The organism is Actinoallomurus acaciae, assembly GCF_042429965.1.
Classification (GTDB): Bacteria; Actinomycetota; Actinomycetes; order Streptosporangiales; family Streptosporangiaceae; genus Actinoallomurus; species Actinoallomurus acaciae.
This window is the reverse complement of the sequence record NZ_JBHLZP010000016.1, coordinates 26,934-36,905: the sequence shown is the minus strand read 5'-3', so window position 1 is coordinate 36,905 and position 9,972 is coordinate 26,934. Positions and strand designations below refer to the sequence as shown.

The following is a 9,972-nucleotide window of genomic DNA, read 5'->3' as shown; positions in this document are numbered from 1 at the left end:
CCGAGCTGCGCGCCCGCTGGTCGGACACGCCGATCTGGCCGGGACGCCTGGTGGCCGAGACGTGGGCCGCGGTCCGCGACGCCGACCGGCTGCTGACGCTGCGGAACACGCGGAGCTGGCCGGCCGGCGTGTGGGAGTTCGGCGGCGCCGGCGAGTACCTCGGGCACTCCGGGGGCGGAGGCGTCGGCTACGGTCCCGGAGCGATGGTGGGCGGCGCGCTCGCCGCGCGCGACCGCGGTCAGCTCGGCGTCGCGATCGTCGGTGACGGCGACCTGCTCATGGCCTCCGGCGCGCTGTGGACCGCGACGCACTACAAGATCCCGATGCTCGTCGTGGTCAACGACAACAGCTCGTTCTACAACGACGAGCCCCACCAGGCACACGTCGCGCGACACCGCGGCCGGCCGGAGGAGAACTCCTGGATCGGCATGCGCATCGGTGACCCGGCCATCGACATCGCCGGGCTGGCGGCGTCGTACGGGTGCGCCGCACACGGCACCGTCGAGGACCCGGAGAAGCTGCCGGCGGTCCTGCGGGCCGCGACGGCCGACGCGGTGGACGGTGCGGTGGCCGTCGTCCACGTGCGGACGGCACGCCACTGACCGGGACGGCGAGGTGCCGGCACGCCGCCCGGCCCTCGACGCGTCCGAACCGAGCCGAAGCGGCGATCCGGTTCCACCATGGAGGCGAGACGGATGAGGAAACCGACGATGACCGCGGGCCTGGTGACGCTGGGCCTGGCGCTGGCCGCCTGTGGCGGCACGCCCGCGCAGGATTCTGAGATCGGATCCGGCCCGGGCGGGAAGGCCGCGGCCGCCACGTACCAGAAGCTCAACGGCCTGCCGAAGGACCAGGCGCGCGCCGAGGCGGTGAAGGAGGCGAAGGCCGCGGGCGGCACCCTGTCGATGTACACCTCGATGAACGCCGACATCGCCGACCGGATCACGGCCGAGTTCACCAAGCAGACCGGAATCAAGGTGTCGACCTACCGCGGGCACTCCGAGGACGTCCTGCAGCGCACGCTGCAGGAGGCGTCGGCGAACCGGCTCGGCGCGGACGTCGTCGAGAGCAACTTCTCCGAGATGGACGCCCTGGGCGGCAAGAAGGTCTTCGGCCCCTACGAGGGCACGGCCGGAAAACAGATCCCGAACGAGTACCACTACGACGGTTGGATCGCCTCCCGTCTCAACATCCTCATCGACGGCTGGAACACCAAGCTCATGCCCGAGAGCGACCTGCCGAAGTCGTGGGAGGACCTCGCCGACTCACGGTTCAAGGGCAAGATCTCGATCGAGCAGAGCGACGACGACTGGTACGAGAACGTCACCAAGTGGTGGAAGGACCACGGCAAGAGCGACCAGGAGATCGCGCAGCTGTGGCAGAAGATCGTCGGTAACGCCAAGATCGTCAACGGCCACATCACGGTGGCGGACCTGCTGGCCGCCGGCCAGACCGCGCTCAACGCCGACAACTACAGCTACGAGTACACCGTGGTCGCGAAGAAGGGCGCTCCGGTGACCGCCGTGGGTTCCAGCGGCTCCAACCCGGTGCCGGCCTTCGCGCGGCCGAACGGCGTGGCGGTGACCGCCGCGGCCAAGCACCCCGCGGCCGCCTGGCTCTTCGAGGACTGGCTGCTCAGCGACGGCCAGAAGGTGCTCGTCGGCGAGGGGCTGACGCCGGCGACCAAGGTCCCCGGGGACACGACGACCAAGGGCCTGAACGTCGTGCCCTACGACACGAAGGGGTACGAGGCCCAGCAGAAGAAGTGGGCGGACGAGTGGGACCGGCTGATCAGCGGCGCGCCGAAGCTGAAGTGACCGGTCCCCTCAGTCCCTGATGTCCTGGAGGAACCACTCGGCCGGCAACCGCCGGCCGAGTTCCGCCTTCTCGGCCCGCTCCAGCACGTGGCCGGCCACGGACGCGAACTGCAGGCCCTGGGTGCCGGTGGTGACGAAGACCGTCACGTCGTCGTCGCTCCGGCGCCCCGGCACACGGCCGGTCTCCAGGTCCAGCAGTGTCGGCCAGGCGCCCCTCTCGGGCACCCGGCCCGCGGGGATGCGCCGCCGGTCCTCCGGGCGGCCGGCGACGTACGAGGCGATCGCCCCGGCCTTCCACTCCATCATCGGCACGTCGGCGCCGTGGGGCACGGTGTGGATCCCGAGCTGTGTCACGACGTCGGCGTGGTCGAGCAGCGCGTCGCCGAGCTCGCGGCGGGTGACGCAGACGACGTGCGCGCCGGGCCGGAGCCACGCGGGGTCGAACGTGGGCGACATGGAGTCGGTGGCGGTCGCGACGATCGCCATGCCGCGGACGGCCTCCTCGGCGTGCTCGACCGCGACGGCGTCGACGCCGAGCTCGGAGCGGATCCGGCCGGCGAACACCGTACGGTGCTCCGGTGTCGGGCTGTGGACGCGGACCGATTCCAGCTCGCGGACCTGCGCGATCGCCTCGACGAAGGTCCATGCCATGCCGCCCGAGCCGAGGACCCCGAGCGTGGCGGCGTCGGTACGCGCCAGCGCGTCGGTGCCGATCCCGGCCGCCCCGCCGACGCGCATGTGCTGCAGGTAACCGTCCTGGACGATGGCCAGCGGGGCGCCGTCGGTCACGCGGAAGCACAGGATGAGCCCGCAGTACCGGCCGGGCCGCACGCAGTACTTCTCATGGGTGCCGCCCTGCCAGGACACCACGTCCGACTTGATCCGCACCGCCGCGATCCCGTACGACGTGCTCACCCCGGCCATGCTCCCCCACTGGTAGTAGTCGTCGGGGCGCCCGGTCGGGGCGAACATGTCGATGCGCGGCACATAGGTCGCCTCGCCATCGCGCAGGTCGTCGTACGCTCGCCGGAGGGCCCTGATGGTCCCCCGCATGTCCAGCACCGACCTGACGTCGTCGTTGTCCAGCAGCCGCATGCCACGCCCTTTCCGAGATCTTCGGGTGCCGAGCCGTCCGGTCGCTCCTGTTACCCGGCGTCGCCGGGCGTCTCGGCCGCCGCCGCGCCGGCCGGGGCCGGCCTCCGGTCCGTCGGCGGGACGACGGCGACGCGCGTGTGGTCGATGCGGAGGACCACCCGGTTCCCCGGCGCGATCGACTGGGCCGGGTTGGAGCGGTTCCGGATCTCCTGCTTGCCGATGGCGATCACGTGGTCCACGGAGTCACCGAGGAAGGCTCGCGTGCCGACCTCGCCGGAGAACTCGTTCCGGACATCGGACGAACCGTCCGCCCGGGCGCCGTCGGTGTCGAGCTGGACGCACTCGGGCCGGATGGAGACCGCAGCGTCGTCTCCGACCTGGAGCGGGGACCCCGTCATCACTCCCCAGACGCTGAGGTCCGGAGTGTCGACCCGGCAGGAGCCGTCCGCCGCGTCGACGGCGGCGACGGTGCCGCGGAGCAGGTTGGTGACGCCCACGAAGGTCGCGACGAACTCACTGGCCGGCCGCTCGTAGATCTCGCGCGGCTTGCCCACCTGGACGATCTTGCCCTCGTTCACGACCGCGATCCGGCTCGACATCGCCAGCGCCTCGGCCTGGTCGTGGGTGACGTAGATCGCGGTCAGGCCGAGCTCGCGCTGAAGCCGTTTCAGCTCGAAGCGCATGGCCTCCCGCAGCTTGGCGTCGAGGTTCGACAGCGGCTCGTCGAGCAGCATCAGGTCCGGTTCGCCGACGAGCGCCCGCGCGAGGGCGAGGCGCTGCTGCTGACCGCCGGACAGTTTCGTGGCGGCGCGATCGGCCATCGCCGCCAGGTCGGTCACCTCCAGCACGCGCATGACGCGCTCGCGGAGCTGCGTCCGCGAGGGCCGCCGGCCGCGTGGGAGCACGGTCACCGGGAAGGCCGCGTTGTCGAACACCGACATGTGCGGCCAGATCGCGTACGACTGGAAGACCATGCCGAGGCGGCGGCTGTTGGCCGGGGTGTTGATCTTGCGCTTGCCGTCGAAGAACACACGGTCGCCGAGCGCGATGTGCCCCCCGTCCGGCCGTTCGAGGCCGGCGATGGAGCGGAGTGTCGTCGTCTTGCCGCAGCCCGACGGGCCGAGGAGGGTGAACAGCTCACCGTCCTGCACGTCGAAGCTCACGCCGTCGACGGCCAGGACCCGGGTGTCGTCCGCGGATCTCGCCCGCCGCCCGGAACCGTCGAAGGTCTTCACCAGATCGTCTACGACCAGCATGGCCCAACCGTCCTTCCGTCAGGAGTCGGTGCCGGCGCCGAAGCGCAGGCCGACTCGGTACGCGATACCGACGAGCAGCATGAGGGTGACCACCATCAGGACACCGATCGCCGCGACGACGGTGAAGTTGCCGTTGTTGAACTGCTCCCACAGGAGCACCGACAGGACCTCCTTGCCGGGGCTGTACAGCAGGACCGTGCTGGACAGCTCGCGGAACGACACCACGAGGATGTAGACCCATCCCGCGAGGATTCCCGAGCTCATGAGCGGCATGAGGATGCGCCGGAAGCTCTGCCACCAGGTCGCCCCGCACACCAGCGCCGACTCCTCGAGCTCGCTGTTCATCTGCGCCATGGCGGTCACCGAGTACCGCATCCCGTACGGCAGGTAGCGGGTCGCGTAGGAGATCAGCAGGATCCACAGGGTGCCGTAGATGGGAAGCGGCGAGCGCAGGTAGACGAACAGCACCGCCAGGCCCATCACCAGGCCCGGGATGACCAGCGGGGTCGAGGCGAGCACGTCGAGCACGCGGCGGCCGGGCACCCGGGTCCGCACGATGAGCCACGCGACCACCGCGGTCAGGAACATCACGCCGGTGGCGGCCCCGAGCCCGAGGAGCACCGAGTTGCGGAACGCGGTGAGCGCCAGCGGCATGTGCAGGACGGTGCTGTAGTTGTGCAGCGTGACCGAGCTGACCGCCTTGCCGGACGGCGCCTGGTAGTACGGCAGCAGGCTGGCCCACAGCAGTACGCCGACGGGGAGCACCGCCGTGACGAAGAAGTAGATGATGACCGCCGCGCCGACGAACGGCCGGGCGCGCCCCAGGGCGATCGGACGCGGCCGGAAGCCCTTTCCGGTGATGGTCTGGTACCGCGACGCGTGCCGCGACAGCCAGCTCGACAGCAGGACCGCGAACGCGGCGATGGCCAGCAGGACCACGGCCAGCGCGCCCGCCTCGCGGTAGTCGATCGGATAGATCTGCAGGACGTTGTAGATGCGGCTGGTGAACACGTAGATCTTCGCCTGGAGCCCGATGATGGCGGGCACCTCGAAGCTCTCCATCGACTGCACGAACACCAGCACCACGGACGCGATGATCGCGGGACGCAGGAGCGGCGCGGTCACCCGGCGCAGCGTCGCGCGACGGGAGGCGCCGGACATCAGCGCGGCCTCCTCCAGCGACGGATCCATCGCGCGAAAGGCCGCGACCATCAGCAGGAACGCGATCGGCGACAGGTGCAGCCCCTGCACCCAGATCATCCCGGGCATCGAGAACACGTTGAGCACCTCGGTGCCGAACACCCTGTTGATCACACCGGTGTGCGGGTCGGCGAGGAAGATCCACGCGATGGCGTACAGCATCGCCGGGATGATGAGGGGCACCAGCGACGCCGCGAAGAAGAGTCCCTTGAGCGGCGCGTCGGTACGTACCTGAACCCAGGCCAGAGCCGCCCCCAGGAGCAGCGCGAAGACCGCCGACCCGAGGGCGAACTCGATGGAGTTGAGGAGCATCGGCCCGGCGAGGCTGCCCTTCCCGAACGCCTCGCCGAAGCCCTTCAGCGTGAAGCCGTGCTCGTCGAAGAACGTGCCCCACAGCAGGTAGTACAGCGGCACGATCGCGAGATAGCCGACGACGACGGCACAGATCCCGACGATCGCGGTACGCGGGGTCAGTACCGCGTCGCGCGCCCGCCTCAGCCGGCCGGCGCGCGTACCGTCCGGCAGCCGCGGAACCTCCGGCGACGGGCGAACGGGAGTGGTTGTGGTCATCGAGGACTCCTCACATCGGACCGTCTGCTCGCCCGCTTCCGGAGCGAGGCGACGGAGATCAGCCCTTGCCGGCGGTGGGCGCGCCCTGAAGCAGCTTCTGCCACGCCTCACTCCACTTGGCGCTGTCGTTCGTCATCTGGTCGAGCGGAATGTCATAGATCTTCGTTCCGGCCGGAATGGGGTTCTTGGTGGTGACCGAGAGGTTGGCGGGGACGCGGTACTGCTTGGGGAACAGCTGCTGCCCGTCGGTCAGCGACCACTTCATGTAGAGCGCGGCGGCGGCCGGGTGCGGGGCCGTCCTCGTCAGCCCGATGCCGTTGGGGCGGTACAGGACCGGCTGGACGACGGGCTGCCAGACCACCGGGGCGCCCTTGTCGAAGTGGTCCTCGTCGATCAGGTGCTTGTAGCTGTCGGGTGCGATGCCGACCTGCCCGGAGTCCAGCAACTGCGCCTGGACGGTGTGGCCCTTCACCACCTTCGCGTTGGCCGCGAGCCTGGTGAAGAAGGCGTCGGCCTGCTGGGTGGTCCAGTGCAGCCGGCTCGTGAAGTAGCTGTGCAGGCCGAGATACCAGTCCCAGTCGTCGGGCTCGAGTTCGATCTGCCCCTTGAACCGAGAGTCGATGAGGTCCTGGTAGCTCGTCGGCGGCGACTTGATCTTGCTCGTGTTCCAGGCGACGGTGAACGCGTCGTAGCGGGTCGCCACCCATCCCGGGTGTACGGAGCCGGGTCTGAGCTGGGCGGTGACCTGCTTGTTGTCGTAGTCGGCGAGCACGCTCTTGGCGGCCATGGCGAGCAGTTCGCCGCCGTTGGTGTCGACGAGGTCGGCGGGCAGCTTGCCGGCACCCGCCTCCTGCAGCACCCGCTGCAGCACCTCCTCGGAGTCGGCTCGGTAGGTCTTGACCTTGATGCCGTACTGCTTCTCGAAGGCCGCGGCGTTCTCCTGAATGGAGCTGTTCGACGCGTAGATGACGACCGAGCCCTCCTTCTTCGCGGCGGAGATGAGCTGGTCGTCGGGCATGGCGGCGTACTTGGCGAACGCCGCGCTGTCCTTGCCGCCGCCGGCGCCACCGCCGGAGGCGGTCGGCGCGCCGCCGCAGCCGGCGAGCAGAACGGCGGTGAGAGCGAGCGCGGTCGCGCGGCCGGGCCGAACAGAGGGCCTCATCGGTCCCCTCCTTTGTCGTCCCCCCGATCGGACGAATGGTTTGACTGCTGGGTGGGAGCCGACATCCGGGAACAGCCCCTGCGCACGGTGTCTCCCCTCACGCATGCGGACTGCGAACGCGGCCTGACGACGCCGTCGGCACCGCCGGACCGGCCGAGGCGTTCTCGCCCGAGACCGTCCGGTGTCCGGCCATCACGGCGGGTCCACCGACCACTCCGACCCCGGCACCGACCTGTTTCACGCGATTCGCCTCCGGCCGCCTTCAGCCGCTCACGCGGCTCCGTACTCGACGGACCCACCGGGCCGCCTTGCCCCGAAGGCCGTTCTCCCTGCGTCCGCCGGTTCGGCCATTATGGTTTGAAGGTAATACCATTACAAGGGTTACCAGTAAGAAATACGCCCGAAACAGCGGCTTAGCAGCATCTACCGTCCGAAAGCAACCATCAGACCGTCGATGACCGGTATGACGAGGGCGTTTCACCGCCCGGTGGGACACCTCGTACGGCGGACGGTTCCCGCACCGACCGCGACCTGCCGGGGCCTGCGGGCGGCCTACCGGGGCCGCTTCGCCACCGGCCCGGCCCCGACCGACGGCGAAGCGGCACGAGCGGTGGATTCGACGCCCTGGGATCACCGGCGGCGCTACATCGCCGATGCTCGCCCTCCACCAGATGCCCGCGACGGGCCGCAGCCGGTGACCTGAGCGTTGCCCCGCCCGCACTCCAGGGCCCGTTCGTCGACGCCCACGCCAGACGCTCGCGCCGCCGTGGTCATCGTGTGGCCGAGGACCTGTAGAGCGTTGACCAGGAACGCCCACGCTCCCCCCCAGAGGGTCGATCAGCATGCCGCCGAACGGCGATCCGGCTCCCTCGGCCCCCAGCGCCCGGCGAACCCCTCGTCAAGCAGCGCGAACGTCGCCGGGGTGGCTACGCTCCGCCGCCCCTCTCACGCCACGGGCCCGACCTCGGCGGATCACCAACAACACCGAGGCGTTCTCCCGTGCACGGTCACCGGCACGGTGGCCGACGACCCGGCCGTACGGCCATCGCCCTTGCCTGGCCGGAACACGAAGCTCCGCAATCACCGACCCGGGACGCGATCAGGGAACGAATCGCCCATCACCGGTCACCGCAGAGCCCCCTATCGCCAGCCTTACGAAAAGACCCCCGCCACGGGCACCTCATCACCGGCCTGCCGGAGCTCTCCATCACCGGCCTCGCGGAAGCCAAGACCCCCGACCACACCCCGACTCGTAGAGTTCCGTTTTCATCGGGACTTCGCGCGTGGCCGTCACATGCCGTGGGAGTGGGCCTTTGCCACGAGGTATCGCCAGACCGACAGGTCGTTGAAGGCCGAGCCGAGGTCGGGCAGTTCGGCGACGTCGTCATCCGGGAGGTCCTCTGGGCGGGCGTTCAGCCGGGCCAGGTCCAGTGTGATCGTCGCCAGGGCGTTCAGGTTGACGGCCCGTACTACGGCCTCTTCCACGCTCGCGCCCGTGACGGTGATGCCGTGCCCCTTCAGTACGCAGACCGGGCGGTCTCCCATCGCGGCGATCATCTCGTGGGCGAGGTCGGGGCGGCGGATGAGCACCGAACGCCGGTAGACCGGGACGCCCTCAAGGGCCATGCGCATCGCCGGGATGTTGTACGCGCCGAAGACCGGTCGTAGCTCGAGTCCGGCCACACCGCACAGCAGTACCGCCGGTGGGTGGGCGTGCACGACCGCGTTCACCTCGGGGCGGGCGCGCAGCACCTCACCGTGGATCGGCAGCTCATTGGGCACGGCGTAGCCCTCCGCCGCGCCGGTGAGGGCGCCGTCGAGATCGGTCTGCCGGACGTCCCGCTCGTCGGTGAACATCAACCCGCGCTCGTCGCGGCCCCGGCAGCGGATCAGCATCCGGTTCTCGCCGGCCCGTACGCTGACGTGCCCCAGCACACCCTCGACGAGCCCCTCCATCGCGAGGATCCGGCAGGCCTGGGCCACCGTCGCGCGCGGATCGGTCATGTGCGGTTCGTCCTCTCCGTGCTCCGCCGCAGGCCTTCCCGTTCCGGCACCGGAAGTGCCCCGGCCGCCCGTCGGGCCGGGCATCCCGGCAGCGGGACGTCCACACCTTCCCACTGGGCCCAGTAAGGAGATAAGGTCAGACCAACATACCTTACACCCCGTACCTCAGCATGCCATGGCGACAACCGGACCGTCTCACCGCGCACCCGATGGAGGCGACAGTGGAGGGACCCCCGCATTCGCGCTCACCAGGAGCGCACCCCACGGCCACCGCCGTCCGCCCGCGGAACCTCACCGGCCGCACGGAGCCACGGTGACAGCGGGGGTTCTCCGCGGGCCGCGCCCCCTTCCCTCCCGAACACGACGCCGCCACGTACGAGCGGGCGAGCGACACGCCCGCCGCCTCGCATGACCACACGCCGGCCGAGCCCGGCACGGGCGGACGAATTCCACCCCTCCCGCCGCGCCGACACACCAGACCGGCGCGAGGCGGAACGGCCGGCCTCGCCGAGGATCGATGAGTCCCCCCACGAACATGCCAAGCCGCATCGATACACAGCACGCGAGCCCGGCACGGACATTCACGCCCCGCCGAAACGCCTGGCCGGTTCCAGACGGAACGCAAGGCGACACCTCCGAGCCTCGAACCGAACGCCCGAATGGCCAACCCTCACGCCCCCTCGACGCGGACCAACGAGCCCCCGCCTCCCCCTGCGGGCACACCGAACCGCATCGACACACAGCGCGCGGGCCCGGCACAAAAACCCCCGCACCATGCCCCGACCGAAGCACCTGGCCGCCTCCACGCGGAACGCAAGCCGATGGCCTCCAGGCCTCGGCCCGAGGCGCGGGCAACCGAACCCCCACG

At 70.2% G+C, this 9,972-nt stretch carries 7 protein-coding genes; 2 read left to right on the top strand and 5 right to left on the bottom strand.

Annotated features, from left to right (window positions below; all coding sequences use genetic code 11):
- Positions 1-602: thiamine pyrophosphate-dependent enzyme (locus ACFFNX_RS04315; RefSeq protein ID WP_378195436.1), on the top strand; the 602-nt coding region annotated here is incomplete at its 5' end.
- Positions 603-695: 93 nt separating this feature from the next.
- Complete coding sequence (locus ACFFNX_RS04310; protein WP_378195433.1) at positions 696-1,817, top strand: ABC transporter substrate-binding protein; 1,122 nt, start codon at positions 696-698, stop codon at positions 1,815-1,817.
- 9 nt (positions 1,818-1,826) lie between these two features.
- Here the strand turns inward: ACFFNX_RS04310 and ACFFNX_RS04305 are convergent, their stop codons facing one another.
- The 5 genes from ACFFNX_RS04305 to phtC all read right to left on the bottom strand — a co-directional run bounded on the left by ACFFNX_RS04305 (position 1,827) and on the right by phtC (position 9,104).
- Positions 1,827-2,912 (bottom strand): ornithine cyclodeaminase family protein, encoded by a 1,086-nt coding sequence (locus ACFFNX_RS04305; RefSeq protein WP_378195430.1) that lies wholly within the window; start codon positions 2,910-2,912, stop codon positions 1,827-1,829.
- 50 nt (positions 2,913-2,962) lie between these two features.
- Positions 2,963-4,168: an ABC transporter ATP-binding protein gene (locus ACFFNX_RS04300; protein ID WP_378195426.1), complete on the bottom strand. Its 1,206-nt coding sequence runs from the start codon at positions 4,166-4,168 to the stop codon at positions 2,963-2,965.
- Between the two features lie 18 nt (positions 4,169-4,186).
- Complete coding sequence (locus ACFFNX_RS04295) at positions 4,187-5,938, bottom strand: ABC transporter permease (RefSeq protein ID WP_378195423.1); 1,752 nt, start codon at positions 5,936-5,938, stop codon at positions 4,187-4,189.
- A 58-nt stretch (positions 5,939-5,996) separates the two neighbouring features.
- Complete coding sequence (locus ACFFNX_RS04290) at positions 5,997-7,100, bottom strand: ABC transporter substrate-binding protein (protein ID WP_378195420.1); 1,104 nt, start codon at positions 7,098-7,100, stop codon at positions 5,997-5,999.
- A 1,290-nt stretch (positions 7,101-8,390) separates the two neighbouring features.
- Positions 8,391-9,104 (bottom strand): 3,4-dihydroxyphthalate decarboxylase, encoded by a 714-nt coding sequence (phtC, locus tag ACFFNX_RS04285; RefSeq protein WP_378195417.1) that lies wholly within the window; start codon positions 9,102-9,104, stop codon positions 8,391-8,393.
- Positions 9,105-9,972 lie beyond the last annotated feature (868 nt).

What these genes read in the sequence shown, in the direction of transcription:
- ACFFNX_RS04310 (WP_378195433.1), top strand. Translation starts at nt 696, where the DNA reads ATGAGGAAACCGACGATGACCGCGGGCCTGGTGACGCTGGGCCTGGCG.
- ACFFNX_RS04305 (WP_378195430.1), bottom strand. Translation starts at nt 2,912, where the DNA reads ATGCGGCTGCTGGACAACGACGACGTCAGGTCGGTGCTGGACATGCGG.
- ACFFNX_RS04300 (WP_378195426.1), bottom strand. Translation starts at nt 4,168, where the DNA reads ATGCTGGTCGTAGACGATCTGGTGAAGACCTTCGACGGTTCCGGGCGG.
- ACFFNX_RS04295 (WP_378195423.1), bottom strand. Translation starts at nt 5,938, where the DNA reads ATGACCACAACCACTCCCGTTCGCCCGTCGCCGGAGGTTCCGCGGCTG.
- ACFFNX_RS04290 (WP_378195420.1), bottom strand. Translation starts at nt 7,100, where the DNA reads ATGAGGCCCTCTGTTCGGCCCGGCCGCGCGACCGCGCTCGCTCTCACC.
- phtC (WP_378195417.1), bottom strand. Translation starts at nt 9,104, where the DNA reads ATGACCGATCCGCGCGCGACGGTGGCCCAGGCCTGCCGGATCCTCGCG.